10 protein-coding genes and 1 pseudogene are annotated in these 16,696 nt (G+C 40.5%); 1 reads left to right on the forward strand and 10 read right to left on the reverse strand.

All coding sequences use genetic code 11. The features are described from left to right. From PSF27_RS18605 to PSF27_RS18625, 5 genes are all read right to left on the reverse strand, one after another. The coding region (locus PSF27_RS18605; RefSeq protein WP_272682016.1) for a fimbria/pilus outer membrane usher protein at positions 1–987 on the reverse strand (987 nt) is incomplete at its 3' end. 33 nt (positions 988–1,020) lie between these two features. Then, on the reverse strand, positions 1,021–1,590 hold the full coding sequence (locus PSF27_RS18610) for a fimbrial protein (RefSeq protein ID WP_272682017.1): 570 nt from the start codon (positions 1,588–1,590) through the stop codon (positions 1,021–1,023). 44 nt (positions 1,591–1,634) lie between these two features. Then, complete coding sequence (locus tag PSF27_RS18615; protein WP_272682018.1) at positions 1,635–2,186, reverse strand: fimbrial protein; 552 nt, start codon at positions 2,184–2,186, stop codon at positions 1,635–1,637. Between the two features lie 181 nt (positions 2,187–2,367). Next, positions 2,368–2,637 (reverse strand): helix-turn-helix domain-containing protein, encoded by a 270-nt coding sequence (locus tag PSF27_RS18620; protein WP_272682019.1) that lies wholly within the window; start codon positions 2,635–2,637, stop codon positions 2,368–2,370. A gap of 16 nt (positions 2,638–2,653) precedes the next feature. Next, entirely contained in the window at positions 2,654–2,908 is a 255-nt protein-coding gene (locus PSF27_RS18625) for a helix-turn-helix domain-containing protein (protein WP_272682020.1), read from the reverse strand. Between the two features lie 904 nt (positions 2,909–3,812). Here PSF27_RS18625 and PSF27_RS18630 point away from each other — a divergent pair. Then, a pseudogene (locus PSF27_RS18630) lies at positions 3,813–4,854 on the forward strand (transposase); the annotation flags it as partial. Positions 4,855–5,244: 390 nt separating this feature from the next. On the opposite strand, the gene PSF27_RS18635 reads toward PSF27_RS18630, so the two are convergent. The 5 genes from PSF27_RS18635 to traD all read right to left on the reverse strand — a co-directional run bounded on the left by PSF27_RS18635 (position 5,245) and on the right by traD (position 16,596). Next, complete coding sequence (locus tag PSF27_RS18635) at positions 5,245–5,730, reverse strand: hypothetical protein (RefSeq protein ID WP_272682021.1); 486 nt, start codon at positions 5,728–5,730, stop codon at positions 5,245–5,247. Next, positions 5,720–6,448 (reverse strand): winged helix-turn-helix domain-containing protein, encoded by a 729-nt coding sequence (locus PSF27_RS18640; RefSeq protein WP_272682022.1) that lies wholly within the window; start codon positions 6,446–6,448, stop codon positions 5,720–5,722. The genes PSF27_RS18635 and PSF27_RS18640 overlap by 11 nt, the downstream gene beginning before the upstream one ends. Before the next feature lie 1,452 nt (positions 6,449–7,900). Continuing rightward, positions 7,901–8,839 carry a RepA family replication protein gene (locus PSF27_RS18645; protein WP_272682023.1) on the reverse strand — a complete coding sequence of 313 codons (939 nt, stop codon included), beginning with the start codon at positions 8,837–8,839 and terminating at the stop codon, positions 7,901–7,903. Between the two features lie 408 nt (positions 8,840–9,247). Then, positions 9,248–14,374, reverse strand: a complete 5,127-nt coding sequence (gene traI / locus PSF27_RS18650; RefSeq protein ID WP_272682024.1) for a conjugative transfer relaxase/helicase TraI — start codon at positions 14,372–14,374, stop codon at positions 9,248–9,250. Continuing rightward, entirely contained in the window at positions 14,374–16,596 is a 2,223-nt protein-coding gene (traD, locus tag PSF27_RS18655) for a type IV conjugative transfer system coupling protein TraD (RefSeq protein ID WP_272682025.1), read from the reverse strand. Before traD ends, traI begins: the two co-directional genes overlap by 1 nt. Between the last annotated feature and the right edge of the window lie 100 nt (positions 16,597–16,696).

Raw genomic sequence — 16,696 nt, forward strand, 5'->3', positions numbered from 1 at the left:
AGTGACATCGAGGGTTCCGCGAATGGAACTATCAAGTGTTTGAATACGAAACGGTCCCGCAGGTACGGTAGTTTCTAACACAATGCGGTTATGGCTTTTGACAATAACGGTGGCATTGGTCTGGGCAATACCAATAATTTCAGGGGCATAACCTGTTAACTTTGGCGGCATCATGTTTTCATCGGTTTCAAGAGAAATCCCGGTGTACTGCCAAGAGTCAAAAATAGCAGAGTAAAAGTAGTTTTCACCTAGCGTTAAAATAGATGCTATTGATTTAATTGAACGATAGGCGAATAAACGGCTAAACGAAGCATCGCTATATTCGTTCTCAAAGCTCCCCGTGGATTTGCGGTAATTGGCTTGGTAATCACCCCGTAAGCGCCATGCACCAAGATTAAGGCCTGCTGTCCCATTGGCTGAAATATAGGACTCTCGAGAGCCTGAGTTTCTGCGCGTTAAAGAACCTGTGAGGTTGTAATCCAATAGAAAGCCATTAACACCTTCCTCCCAGCGGGAAGGGGGAACCCAACTTGAATCTGTGTATTCTAAATAGCTTTGTGGAATTAAAATGGAGAGTGTTAACGTAGATAAATCAACATTCAACGTTGCACCTTCAAGCGCGGATAAATTCAAGCATTTTCCATTATCACGATATTGAACTAATTTGATTGCATCAGGCGTTAATCCTAAGCGATCCAAAATATTGAAAGGAATACAAACCGTCTCGAATAAATTATTTTCTTGAGATTGCGGTGCGATCACGGTGATATCTTGCGCACCTCCCATACTCTCATTATTGACTTTGAGTGTTAGATGGTAAGTGCCAGGCATAATAAATCCAGCCTGAGAAAACTGGCTAAAATCAATATTCTGTGTGTCTTCGGTATCTAACATATCCGTATTAAATTCGACAGCATAGGCTGTTGAGGAAATAGAAGATAAAAAAGACATCACAATAATGTAGGAATAAATATTAAGTCTAACCATGATTTTTCATTAAATTAATTATAAGTGTATTTATTATTCGTAAGTAACGTTGAATTTAATCGTAGTGAAGTAATCACCAGGTGTAATTTCATTATTACTTGCACCTATTTCTGTTTCATATTTTAAATAGCTTTCTTTGCTTTTATGATCAAAGTAAATAGTGTTATCCAATATAGGATAGAGTTTGTTTGGCATTAATAGCTTGTCATTGCTGTCGTAAATATATAGAACAACGCCAGATTTAGGACCCGAAAGTTTTATTGCATTGCTATATATATCTTGCGGGGCAAAGAAGCGAATTTTAATGCCTTTGTGGTTATTATTGTCATATTCGCTAATACAGTTATTCAATTTTATATAAAATGGCTTTCGCGTTATTTTTTTATCTTCTATTTCATTAATACTAAAGTTAGATATATAGTCGTAATTGATATATTGATACTGGCTGTCAGTTTCAATAGAACAAGGGGTGGCAACAATATAGCCTTGCATTACCGCCTCACCACGAAGTCCGTCCTGTACATGTCCTAATTTAGAATCTATTGCATAAGAATTGATTGAACTCAATAACAAGGTAGTCCATAGATAAATGTATTTTTTCATAATGAACCTTTTTATAGGGAGGAATAAAATCCTCCCTTAAAAAATTACTCGTATGTGATTTTAAAATCAGCAATAGCGCTAAATTCACCTTCAGTGACTGGCATTGCACCATCAACACGTTTAGCTAATGCAGTAAATTCTAAAACGTTTTCACCTTGTTTATTACGAATTTGGTTCATCACAGATTTAGCTTCATCAAATGTGAAATCTTTGATCTGAATACCGATGTTTGATGCGGTCCCCTTAGTACCTAAGAATGCATTATTTGTACCCACATAGTTTTTACCGCCAAAAGTCATTTTGATGTCTTTAACGGCAACCCATTTACCATCCTCACCTTTAGTGAATTCATCAAAATTACACTCTTTTAGTTTAATCGCGATATCTTTTTCAGCAGCATTACCTGCTTCTAAAGAGGCACGAGAAAGTTGTCCAAAAGGAACTTCTTGTTTGAGACTATCAGATTCAATATTACAAGGTGAATTAACAACTTGACCGCTGAAATGTAATTCGCCTGAGTTGCCACTTGCTAATACAGTAGTAGACAGTGTTGACGCAGCAAATAAAACAGCAACAGATAATTTATTTAATTTCATGCTAAAATCCTTAAAAATAGCAATAACAGAAATAAAGAGTTTATTTCTAACATTTTAACTACAGAACAAGAGTAACAGACTGTCACTCATTAATTAGGGAATACACCCTCTAACCTAATCAAAATGATGAGGCGATTAACAAACAGAAAAGTTAATATCCTGTTTATATTAATTCAATTTATTAATACATCTTTGTTTTTAATCTTTCAATTTCTTTCGAATGATAAGCCATTACATTAAAGAAAAAATCAGACCAACTTTTGTCTAAAGCAATTAAAATCTTATTCAACATCTCAATATTAATTGTATTAATACCACGTTCATAACGAGAAATTTGTTGTTGGCTTATCTTAATCAAATCACCTAGCTGACTAGCGGACAATGATTTTTCTTGTCGAGAGCTACGAATGAAGAATCCTATATCTTCACGTAATGTATTTTCTATTTTCATAAAACACTCACCAAAATTACTTAGTAAAAAAATAATTAACATCCACACTAAAATAAAGAGCTATAAGCATTATTTTAGATATAGGAATATCGCTATGACCATTCTCATATTTTGAAAGTTGTTGCTGTGATATCCCTATAAACTTAGCTAAATTTAAACCACTTACTTTAGAATTTTTTCTTATTTTTTTTATTTTCACCCCAACATTTTTAGCAATTATTTTCTTTATAGCAATTTTATCGTGTAATACAAGTGTAATTTCACTCATCATTTTAATACCTTGATGATTCTATAATACCCTAAAAATATAGCTATCATCCTGCTTCCAACCACTCTTATGGTACAACTAATTATTGTAATTTCAATACTCAATAAAATTGAATATAAACGGACTTTATAGAAAATTAACCTTAAGGCGTAAAATAAAACAACCTAGTGGCGTTATTTATATTTAAAAACAAATTAAACAGTAATATACAACGAATAAGAATTAACAAAAAATTAACATTATTAACTTTTGCTATTTTTGTAACAATATATTACTCAATGACGTTATATTGATTCGTAGTAAAGTATCTTCTTTAACATTTTATCACCTGATCACTCTATAGAAGTACATATGGATGAATAGCTTCAATATCATTTTAGTCCTTCATTTTTTAAACATAGCAAGTTAATGACGGAACACAGTTTACCAAAAAAAACCAACCTCGGAACTAAATACTTTAAATAATAAAAATATAAAAATATAACACTGTATTTATATCAAATTAAGACAATTAATAAAATATCAAACCAAAAATAATGAATCACATATCCTTTTAACGCGTAATTTTAATTTCACATTTTTTTGCACTTCAAAAAAACAGAAATGCCATCATAAAATAATCGGCCACTATTGCTATTAGATTAATTTATTGTAATGAGAACTTACTCATACTCTTCTTTATCCAGTACTAAAATTTAAAGTAATATAAAAAATTTAGAAATGTTAGCCAGTCGAATAGGCTGCATATTTCATGATAATGTTGTTATAAAATTAAAATCTATAAAAATATCAAGCTATACAGTGTTTAATTAGAGGAGTAACTCATTGAAATAGGTATACTGTCCACTTCCCCTAAAATAAGACAGCTATAATTAGATTTTCTGCCCTAAAATTTGCAGAGGTCATGATGAAAAAAGCTCGTTTTACTGATACTCAAATCGTTAATATTTTAAAACTCGCTGATTCTGGTATGAAAGTGGAAGATATTTGCCGCCAAAATAGGATCAGCAACGCCACTTATTATAATTAGAAATCAAAGTATGGTGGCATGGAAGCTAATGATGTTAAACGATTAAAAGAGCTTGAAGATGAAAATGCGAAACTGAAAAAGCTCTTTGTGGAAGTTAGCCTTGAAAACCATGCAATGAAGGAGCTTTTCGCAAAAAAGGGTTGATAGTGGCTGAAAAGAAATCCTGTACTCAGTCGTTAAAGGCTGCTGGTTTATCAGTCATTAAAGCGTGTAAACTCACATCTCTACCTCGCGCTTCGTTTTAGCGAAACCTCCACAGTCGGGATTCTGGAAATGCTATTTTCGACTGAGATTTCAAGGTTATCCTTTTAGTCATAAACGAGTTTATCGCGTTTATTGTCGATTAGGATTAAATCTGAAACGACGGGTTAAAAAAGTGCTTCTGAAGCGTGAAAAAAGACCATTAGTCATAGAGAAAGTCCTGAATATTCAATGGGTATTGGATTTTATGCACGATAGTTTATATTGTGGCAAACGCTTCAGAACCCTCAATATTATTGATGAAGGAACGCGTGAATGCCTAGCGATCGAAGTGGATACGTCATTACCGGCTGAACGCGTCATCAGAGTGCTTGATCGTTTAAAAGCCAAAAGAGGGTTGCCGAAACAGATCCGAGTCGATAATGGTCCTAAACTCATTTCAGTTAACTTATTGAATTATTGTGAAGATAACCAAATTTTACTGTGCCATCTTCAACTGGGAAAACCGCAGCAAAATGGGTTTATCGAACGTTTTAATGGTTCGTTCCGTCGAGAGTTTTTAAATGCGTATTTATTTGAATCATTAAGCCAAGTGCGAGAATTAGCGTGGTTTTGGCTGCTAGATTATAACAAAAATCGAACGCATGAAAGTTTAAATCACCTCTCACCAGAGACCTATCGTCAACAGTTAGAAAACTCTAAATTGGTGTGTCGCAATTAAAGGGGAGTAGACAATATAATGAAGTCTATTTTTAGAAATAAAAAATGAATGGTTATATCAATAGATTATCAATACTTAACGTAAATTAAATATCTTTTATTAGGCGGGGGGGGGGATAATTAAAGATTAGTTATCATTTTTATAGAATATTAGAGATGAAATTCATTAGAGCTAATACTCTATAAACAATAAAACCAAATGAAATTACTGTTAACTTAAATCTTATAATCACTAATCTAATTAGATGAGTAACTATACACCTAGCATTCACATCTCGAATTAACACATGAAAACATGATAAAGAAAACGACAGTATATGAAATATTTATATCACTTCATTCATACCATTATGGCAGTAGAAGATGTAGTCACATTTATTTATCTAGCTTATTTACTAGTACAAATAAAAATAGGAGCTAAATTTTCCATAAATAGATATCTATTATTATCTAGCCTAACAATTTTAAATACGTATGTCTGATTTAACTTTGGTATTTTATACATATTATTTTTTTCACCTACTTGATCAGCAGGATCAATAAAAACGCTCTCTACTTTCGAAAAAAAATAACCACCTTGTATCTCATAATTAAATATATATTTACGTGCTATATTATAATTTTTTTCATTAAGGCGGAGATTACCATTCATAACGAGAGAAAATTTTTTATCATTATTCTTATCAAAAATAAAATTCAATAAATACCCTCCTTCACTAGCAAACGTTTCATCATGTAATTTTATTTTAAAAATGGAATAGCACGTTGATATTAAAAGAGGCTCCTTTTTCATTATAAAATAAAAACTTGAACCAATAAATAATATAAAAAAAAACACAGTATATGATATTTTTTTTAATCTTTTACTTTTCATAGAATGTCTCACAACTCATTGCAGGTTTATCTTTCAATACCTCAGGACAATATGATAAAAACAAAATTCCTTTATCATTATCTCTTATCGAAATGGAAGATACATAGTAATAAATATTCGCTGAAGAGTTACAATTTATATCTAAATCAGTAATTTTATTTTGTAATTCTTTCATTGAAACTTTTTTTATATCTATTTTATAATCATCATTAATATAATGAATAGTACATTTATCTATTTTACCTATTATAGGATAGTTTGCATAGTTATTATTTTTCTCAACAAAAAGAATAATTATTAAAGAAATGAAAAATAGAATTAAAAATAACCAAAATAATTTATTTTTAATTAACTTATTCTCTATGTTAATAGAGTTTTTAAGTTCTGATTTTACATCTTCCAAAATAACATCAGCAGAAAGTTTAAATCCAATTTTAGGAATAGATATAATGATATTATCATCAAAAAATGATGATAAGTAGCGCCGTAAAACAGAGATATTACTGTTTAAATTATTATCAGAAACAACTTGATTATGCCCTTGCCATACATCTAGCAACAAACGTTCCTTATCCAAAATTTGATTGTTATTTTGTACAAAAACTAACATTAAACGGTTTAATGTTTTAGATAATTTAACTACCTCGCCATCGTTACGAGTATACAACTCCCCCTTAACACTATCATATATAACATAATTATTGATTAAATAGTTCATTTTATCCACAACCTAACTTAACCATACCTATAAGATATATAGTATAAATATCCAAAATAGCTATCCTATACCAACCACTAAACGTAGATGTAGTTTATATCTTAACACTAAACTGAACGCATCTCTAATGTTCAAAAATGTACATATCTGTTCATTAAAAATAGTTTTAACCACATTAAAAACATAATGCAATGATGTAAAATTTCAAATAAAGAAAACGGAAATAAATCAATAACAATTTTATATGAACAAACGACAACAATTACAACGCCTAATCAAAGCTAATTTAATTGAGTTTATCGAGTAATTTCAAGCCCTATTTTTCCTTCATAGACATTTATTGTGTATTCAAAAAGTTATAGGCATAGCTTCTAAAACTATGCCTATAGTTCTTAATATCTTCAACTTATTGATTTTATTAAGTAAAAAACGAACTGTACTATTATAGGTAATAGCCGCGATATTTAGTTCTTCCGTTTAAAGTGCATTATAGGTCTAAAAATAAATATTATAGGATTTGTTTATGTTCAAAGAAAGGCTAGCATTTTCATTCTTGTTTAACCTGATTAACTGCTATTAAATATAATGCAGTTTTACCTATGTCAATCCCCCTTGAATTTACCATTTTATAACATGATTGAATATTTTCTGTGAAATCAGTAAACATCCTTGATACTACAGCGAATTTCTATGACCTTTTTAGGTTGATTGTTTTAGTGTTAATTTTTTGAGTCCCATCTAACCCTTATTGCTCTCATACCAAAATGCTTTTTATACTCAACACATTAATGGCAGATCAGCACGATATTTTATCGAAATCACCCGCCCGTAGGGAGGAAGACGGCAAAAAAAGTGACAGAGGGATAATGAAGGTTAGGGCCGTCGAGACCCGCGTGAGCGGTTACGTGCTGTTTAATACCCCAATCTATCCCCTGCTCTGGTTGAGCCGACTAATATTAAAACCGTCATTTTGCTTATTTGACCCTTTGAAAAACGCAGTGAGACGGACAAGAGGCGTAGCCTCGATGAACGGCTGTAGCTGCGCGTTAAGGTGGCCATAGGCCAGCTTTACGGGGGCAATCGCACTATGCTGACACCGTGTTCTAAGCGACAGCCATTTATGGCTTGTAAGCGAAGGCTTTATTGGGTTTATCTCTTTAGAGTGTGCGGCTTGAAAAAGCAGAGCCGCAACTCCTTTTATTAAAAAGGACGTTTAGTTCAGAACCTAAAAACGAATTTAATCATAAAACCCTAAATGAATTCGAAGTTAATTGATGTGGATAACACCATTCGAAGTTAATCGCATAAATATCAAACGAAAATAGTCGCGATGTCATCGTCGAAATGAATGGAGAGATTAGAACAACGAATTTCCTGTTCAAAAAACAGGCTGTCCAGATTTAGGGCGAACGAAACCACCGCCAGTCAAGGCGGTAAATTTAGGGGGGTGAATTAGGAGTCGGGTAGGTGCGCGAGGTAATGCAGATAAAGAGTCTGCCCTTGAACACTCGGGTACAAGGCTTTCATTTGACGCTCAAAGGCCATGACTGCTGCAATAGGCTGCGTCACCTTCCAAGCTTCAAAGCGACGCCATGCGGCATGTTCGGCGCTTTCTGGCGCTTCCAAACTTTTGGCTAACGCTTTCTTTTCCTTCAATGCCTTAGCAAGATGTTTCTTTTCTTGTTTGAGCGCTTCATCTTTCCCAACCACGAGGGTTTTGAGTTTGTTGAGTAGGTTGCGAAGTTTGTGCTTAGTGTCGAGTGACGCCACATTCGCGCGTGCAAGTCGCAAGACATGTTGGGCGTAGCGTTTTTGATAGCTCTCTTTTAATCCCTTTTTTTCCATCCAACGGCTAAAACTAGAGACCACTTCGCGCAGCTCTAACGCGGAAAATCCGAGTCCATGGAAAAATTCAGGGCGTATCCAAATACGCATGGCTTTGTATTGTTTGGCCTCAATATCAAAATCACGATCAATGACAATCAGGTTGGCTTGTTCCCAATCACGCAAGGCATGCAGTATCGGGTCGTAACTTTTGCGACCACAGTCATAGCGATACAGTTGACCACACAGCTCCGCCAACTTCTCCACCGAGCACATCACTTCAAACAGCGCGTCACTTTCAGGGTTATAATCCGCGTAAGCAATCATGGCCATTGCGAGTGCATCAAACGTTTCTCGACGCTCTGAACGCACGGATATCCGTTGCTTTCGGCTATAACGCAATTGGTAAATATGGGGGTTTCGGTTCCAATCGTGACGCTTTAACGCGGCCGCAAAGCGACGTACAGGTACTAATTTCGGTAATTGCCCTAAAAATTTTGGGGCGTAATGCCGATGAATTTTACCAACGGAACAAGGAACTGCAGAATTTGAGGTAGCATTATTCATGCTTCTCCGCACTTATGTTGTACGGAAGGAGTTGAATTTTTTTGCGCATAATTCTATACTCCCCGTTAGGAGTACAACATACCCCTAGCGGAATTACTCTGATGGCCCCTGATAATCTTTTCGACCCGCCAAGATTGAAGAAGATTACAGGGGTTTTCTATTTAGGGTTCACAACACTTTTAGTGTATTACATCCCATTTCTTGCCACCTTTCGGCGTGGCGACCACAAAATTCACATCAATTGTCGGCTAATTTAGCACTCAATGCGCATTCAAACAACGTCTTCACGATAAAGACGCGATTTATTCACAATAATTTGTGATAAAACTGAGGTTCGACGATAGAGAATACTAAAATAAACTGGCGGAAATCGCCGACAATGAGAGTTAAAACAGAAATAAAAGTGGCTTAGTCGCCAAATTCGCGGTCACGGGATTTTTCCATCACGATTTCACGCTCCTGTTGGCGTAAAGCCTCCCGTTGTTGCTGCTGATGTTGCCGCTCAAGTTGAACAGCCTTTTCAATGACACTGGCTTTCGCCTCCACTAAGTCATGTTCCCCTTTCAGCAAACTGTCACGCTCTTGCGCCATCACCTGCCGCAGTTCGTCTTCGTTCAGTTCTGGCACTTTAGACTCGCTGCTCGCTTGCTGACGCAGGGCAGCTTCAGCCTCTTTTAAGGCTTTATCAATCGCCTGCTCCTCTGGGGTTTGCAGGGATTTCGGGTCACTGCCCGCTTTATCGGTTTGCGTGGCATTTGGGTTCGCATAGGCGTTATCCACTTCCCCTTGCGTAATTTTTTCAATCATGGCCGTGTGTAAACGTTCATCGGGATTGAGTTGCACCACCACACCTTGTTCAGGTTGCTGTGCGATCGTCTCAAAGGCGGACGCTAGACTGTTCACAATCACGGTTTGTCCGTTTTGACTGGGTTTCACAACAATAAATTGTGCCTGTTCACTCCCCAGTAAACGCCCTTCAGCGCGAAGCCCCTGCAATTTATCGCCCTCAAGTTCAATCGCTTGTAGCATCGTGCCTTGGGACTTGCCATGTTCATCAAAAGCGGGCCACGCCACATGCGCTTCGGGGTGCTTGGTGGACGGGTAAACAAACTTTCCTTCGTGTGACTCCCCCAACCCCATTTGGCGGCTTAACGCGCGACCAATCGCCGTATCATTAAGCGGTTTCGCATGGTCAAACAATTGATTACCCACTTTGGCGGCACGGTCTTGTTCAGCTAGCAACACGTCGTGCGCCGTCTGCCGGTTCCCTGGGTTCTCAATGGCTTTTGTCCATTTATCCAAGTCATCACTGTAGGTTTGGACATGGGCTTTAGTCCGAGATAAAGCCACATACGCATCCCGCAAGGTGGCCAGCATACGTCGTCCTGACTCGACACCCCCAAGGACAATCACATATAGGCTACTTGCCCCTTGGGCTTTGTGTGCCGTGCCCGCATAGCCGTAATCCAGATGTTGGTCTGTCAATTCACTATTCGGGTCAAGCACGCGAGATTCATCGCCCTTAGTAAGAGTGATTTGCCCGTTGCCACTGACTTCACTGACCGTCCAGTCACTGTTCATCACGCGCCCCCGCTCTTTGTCTGTTCGGGTAAAGTTAATTTTTTCCCCTGCGGCGATATGACGGGATTCTTGGCGGTAAATACCAATATCTCGCAAGCTACTTTCAAAGGCCGAAAGTAAATGCCCTTTGCCTTGTTCATCAACCAGGGTCACAACTCCATCACTGACGCCCTCTCGGGTCACTTCAATCCGATAGTACTGCTCTTGGATGAGGGCAATTTTACCCACATGTGCCGCCATTCCCGCTGTTGATAGCAAGGATTCAGTTCGCGTACTCTCACGCACCAATATCGGGACGTCTTTTCCCCCTTGTAATTGTCCTTGCTCGACTAAAATTTGATGAATACCGCGATTAAGTTCATCTTTATCACGGTTGGTTTGCACCACAATCAGTGTCTCTTTTTGGGCTTCAGCCGTTCGCCCGCGATAGTCATCGAGAATATGTGTGATGACCTTGTCGCCTGAATTTATCACCGACTGTTCGGGGTGTTCCGCTCCCGCGCGACGGGGAACCACATCCGGTGTCACGCGATTCATCGTGGCCATAGCAGTTTGAATATTACCGGCTATGATGGCTTCAATGGCAGGACGAAGCTCGGGTCTTTGCCGTACAATTTCGTTCACAACCGCAGTCGTCAGTGCTGAACGGTCTTGCGCGAGGGAAAAAGGTGTACCACTGTCCACCGACAATAACTGCGCCCTATCCCCTGAAATGGGCGCTCGCCCGCCACCGCGCCCAATCACGTCTAACACCTCAGTCATAATTTTGTTACCGACCATCGACCCTTCATCCACTAAAAAGAGGGTGTTTTTAAAATCCAGCACTTCCCCTTGCTGTTGGCGTTGATTGGCATCCATTAAAAAGGCATGCAAGGTTTGCGATTTAACCCCCACAGCCGCCATTTCGCCGACGGCTCGGTGTGTGGGGGCAAGACCTATCACTTCCGGTTGCTGCGCAGCAGGGAGCGTGTCCAGTGCCTTGATAACGGCCTTCAGCTGGGTAGTTTTCCCCACCCCTGCATAGCCTTGTATGCCGACAAATTGGTCACGCGTGGTTAAAATCAATGTGGTCGCTGCCTTTTGCCCCTCCGTTAGCCCTTCCAGTACGGCATCAGGGACAGATCCCATCAGTGGGGTTTGTGTTCCTTTGCCTGCTAAAATGGTGGTCAGGATTTGCTTTTCCATCTCCCAAGTACTGGCCGTCACGTAATGTTGCTGGGCGGCACCTTTACCACTGGTTACAGGGATGATGGCTTTTTGAGCGACTAAGCGGTCAAAGGCTTTCCCCAGCGATTGACTGTCGAGCGAGGCGTGTAACGGCAACGCTTTGGCAATCGCATCGATGCGCGAGAAAAAAACCTGACTCTCTTGCGCTAATGTCATGCCTTGTTGCAGGGCTTTTTCGGGCTTAGACAATAACGCTTCCGTGGCTTTATCGGCCGCTTGTTCAATGGCTTTGGCGTCCAATCCCTCAACCCCCGTTAACTGTCGCGCTTGCTGATAGACTGGCGAACGCGATAAACGACGCTCGGTTTCCATCTTATCCAGTGGCGTATACACCGTAATATGTTCACCACTGCGTGCAGCCGTATTGAGTAAGGTCGGCTGTGTATCACGCGCAGAGGCGGCCAATAACACTGTGCCTGTATCGTTAGCCTGTTGCCCTGGCGCGGTAACATAGCTGTAATCAGCTTTGACGCCGTCCCGCACATCAATGCGATGCGTTTTGCCGTTGAAATTGACCATAATCGCATTTGGCATAAACCCAGTTACCGTGACCCTGTCACGTGCAGAGAGCTTATTTTGCTTCGCCAATATCGTTAATTGCTCACCTTGCTTGATGTCCATCGTTTGGCGCTGATACGCACTCCACTGGCCATCAAATTGCTGCGGTTTCATCACCTGTTTTTGCCCTTGACTGTCAAGCAACGTGACCGAACGGGTTTCAGGGGTGACGCGGTCAATAGTAAAACGCTCAACCTCCTTTTTATCTGCATTCCAGCGCTCCATCACCATGCCTTCACGGTAACTGTCGATTTGCTTGCGTGAATGGCTATCGAGCCACACGGGTTTGAGCTGTGTCACCGTCACCGTTTTTTCACTGAGCATGCCGCGCTCGGTGAGCGTTTGGCGAATGGTGTCGGTGACAATTTTTTGCTCCCGAACCCCGCTGACCTGCGCAACCACGGGTTTCATGTCGCTGTGCAGCTGTGCATAATCCGCCGCCAGTGCCGCATAACGATGATTTTTATCGGGAATGTGTGCCGTTTTCACCGTTAAGACAGCTGAAGCCTCGCCTTGAAAACGAGGCACCCCCGCATCTTGTAAGGTGGCCAACACGTTCCCCGTGCCTTTACGGCCGCCACTGTCCATCATGAGCACCTGCACATTGGCAGATTGGGCGCTTTCCAGTAGAGATAAGGCCGATTTCAATGACAGTTTTTCGGCATTGGCAACCACCAAAGTACTGTTGGGTTTAAGCGATTGACCATCACCCAGGGTCATTTTCGGCACATATGCAAAACGCTTATCATTGGCAAAGGCTTGACGACTGGTTGTATCAAGGGTCATCACCGCCACGTCACGCCCTTGTGATTGCCCCATCGTGACACTGTCTAATACCCCGTCTCGTTGCGCTTTACCCAGTCCTTGACTGGCAACAATCGCAATATTGGGTAACGTATCCGCCACTTTTTCCATCATGGGAGTAAGGGTTTCTGTCCGCGCTTGAAAACTGACCGTGCGGTTATGTTGCTTCATGTCGGTGGCGATTTGTTGTAACTTCAGCTCGTCCATCAAATGAATGGACGAGGTAAACAACCCTTTTTTCTCATCGAGTGGGATAAGTTGACGCTGTTCAATCGCCACATCAATCGCTTCACGCACCTGCGCTATCATGCCCGCACGGGCTTCTAAACCACCTAACGATTTGGCGAGCACTTGGCTGTAGGTCATACTGAGTTGTTTATCACTGAGTAACGCGATGGCATCGGTGACGGCGCGTGTAATATCGGGTTGAATCTCCCGTGAAGCCTGCCCCACCTCCCCTTTGGCAAGACGCTGCTCGGCTTCAGCGTAAAACGCTTTGCGTTCTTCAGGGCCAAAGCCATTTTTGTCTAAGCGGTCAAACCAGTCGGTCAATAACTCGCTCTTTTCAGGGGTTGTTTTCGCCTGACGCGTATCAAGCGCCGCCACATCACGAGATTTGAGTGAGGCTTCATGCCCTACCGCATCCATGATTTGGTAATGCCGCTGAGAAAAAGGGACAACGGGCACACCCACGATTTCCCATAACCCATTTTTGCCCGTTTCATGGGTTTGCATGCCAAAGCTTTCGACTCGCTCACGTAGAGCATGGCGGTAGATTTGGCCAAGTGATACTTGTAATGCATAAACGGCTTCGCTGAAGCCACTTTTTTGTTGTGTATCACTGGATAAGGTACGCCACTCGCCATTGTGTTCGGTCATGTTCATCACAAGGGCATGCGTATGAACTAAGGGGTCGTGCTCGCGAGACGTATCATGGTTAAATGCGGCAATAACCAAATTTTGGGTCATTTCCAGCGAGGTTTTGCCGTCAACCATCACCCGCGTTGACGCGAGGCTCTCCACCTCTTTCAGGGCGACCTCGACGGCATGATTGTGCGCGTCAATCATGCGCTTATCACCCAGCACTAGTCCTAATACAGAAACACTTTTCGGTGCCGAAAAGGTTAAGTCTTGTCCTTCGCGGTGGACGTTTTTACCGTTTTCCATGCGCTCAAGACTTTGGCCATTGGGTAGACGTCCCTCCAATATTTCACCCAGTTGCTCTTTAGTAACTTCCCCTTCTAACCCGAGTGATTTAGCACCTTCACCCATCCAGCGAGCTTCAAGGTTGCCGAGAAAATAATAATTATCTTCATGGGTATAATAATTTGCCGCATTATTGGCAATCGGTGCAACAGTTAGCATTACCATTTCCCCCAACCATTATCATGTTCACGATCTAAATCTGGTGAAGAATTTGAATGATTTGCATGGGGATCACCCAAAATTTCCTTTTCTTCCTGACGCATGCGCGTATAGCTGTCATACAGGTCTTGAGGGTTTTCCTCTGACTCAACGGCTGGCCCTAAAACTTCACCTGTTTCCGTATTCACCTTGTGGCTATCAACTACTACTTCCTGTCCCCCTTGGCTCTCAGTTAGGTTTTCCGATGATGCGGTTCCTGTTGCTATCTGACTATTTTTTTGCGTCATTGAATTCGGTGATAGTTGAACGATAGGCTGAGGTTGAGCAACGTCTGTAATGGTGTTGTTTGGTGTGCTCTCAACAGGCAATTCAATCGGCTGACCACTTATCAAGCTATCAATGACCTGATTGACGCCATCAGGGATAGCGCCTATTTTTAATCGCTCGTTAATTTCAGCTTCAATCTCTTGGTCTAAGCTGTCATTAATCGCACGAGCCGTGAATTCGGCCGCAACAGGTTTGATTTTTTCATAGCGCATCGCATGTTTCACAACAGGATATTGGCCAGGTAACGTGATATAACACGTCAAATCCGGTAGCGATTGCACATCGGAGTAGTTAACTAAGTCGCTGTCTTCTTGCTGTTTATTAAACGAAACCCCATCACGTACCGTCTCTTTACCGTAACTGTATTGCTCACTGAAGCGTTTGATCCGCTCTTGCCCGAGTTGGTCACGTACCCACTTAGCGACACTTTCATCGGGTGACCGAAAGAATAAGCGCGTATTAAGCAAATCCATCAAACCATCAGCTTTATCACGACCATAAATGACATCTAATTGAGGTTTATTTTGAAAACCAAGCGCAAAACACCCACCAAATTTTCGGCCTTCTGATACCACTAACGGTAACTCGGGCAGTTGATGTAACTGAGCCATTTCATCGTAAACAAACCAAATACGTCGCTCAGGATTTTCCCCCATCTCTAATAAACAGTTAGCGGCTTGGGCTAACCACATGGAAATTAACGGTTTTAAGGATTCATGCTGGCGAGCATTACTTGTTACCCAGAGCCAACCATGTCGCTGTTTAGGCTCATTAACGGTTTTCATCCACTCACGTATGGAAAAAGGTTCCTTACCATTACGTTCTATACCTTGAAGATATCGCAAAGATTTAACATAGTTAGTCAGAACCCCTCGGATTGAAATGGCCGTTTTTTCCACTTTCTCTTCCATCAAGTTACTGGCTTCAGTACCTGCGACATAAGTTCGCAATGTTTTTAAATCAATCGCTAAAAGCGTCCGCAACAACTTGTTATAACTGCGTTTCGGGTCAGAACTGAGTTTATTGGCTACAGCCGTAAAGATGGTGCGCGCCGATCCTGTCCAAAAGGGATCTTCCGACGTACTTTGGGGAATAAGCGTATTCGCCATGCTGTCAAAATCGGGTGTCGTGAGACATTCCCGCCACAAATCCCAATTTTCACAACGTTCGTCTAATGGATTGAGCAATTTATCGATGTTTTCGTTGTAGTGCTTTTTGACCAGAGAACACCCCTTATCGAACACAATCACCATATCGCCCCGCTGACGTAATTGAATAAGCAGCTTATTGATTGCATTCGATTTCCCTGACCCAGGTGTGCCATGGAACAACATATTTTGAACTTCACTGTTGAGTTTCAACGGGAGCCCATCAAACGTGATCGGAGAGGCTTCACGGCGTGAATGGAGCATATTACGGACGAGCTTAATATCTTCCGTGAGTGTACGGCCACCAATGACATCGTCTTTGGCTTGACGCTGACCTAAACGGTGCAAAAAACGGTAAATAACAAAGGCGAGAATACCGACAAACACGGAGGCCCACACAAATGAGAGCCAGAGTTCTTGCAGAAAGATGTCACCTGCATACATCATGTAGGGATCTTTTAAAATATTGGCCGACGTAAATCGAAAGAGTTGGCCATCAAAATGCACATCATAAAGCGGCGGAACTCGATATAAGGCTTTCTCGCCCGCAGACGTGAAATACAGCCACCAATACAGACCGCCATTTTTAATTTCTTGTAGAGGGACTTTTAAATAAAAAATTAAGGGTAATAAAATTAAATAAAAATTCACGAGCCAAAAAGAAATCCGTTTATTTACCTGCATGAACATGCCGAGCATATAGCTAAAGACTTGTCCACCCTGCGTAATATGCTTGGTTGAACTCATAATAAATTTACTCTATAGTAAAATTAAAAAAAGAAGTAAATTCAGATTTTTTAATAAAAACCTAGAATTCAGATTCGGTGTGAAATATGATGGTTTCAGT

Source organism: Providencia sp. PROV129, from assembly GCF_028482245.1.
GTDB lineage: Bacteria > Pseudomonadota > Gammaproteobacteria > Enterobacterales > Enterobacteriaceae > Providencia > Providencia vermicola.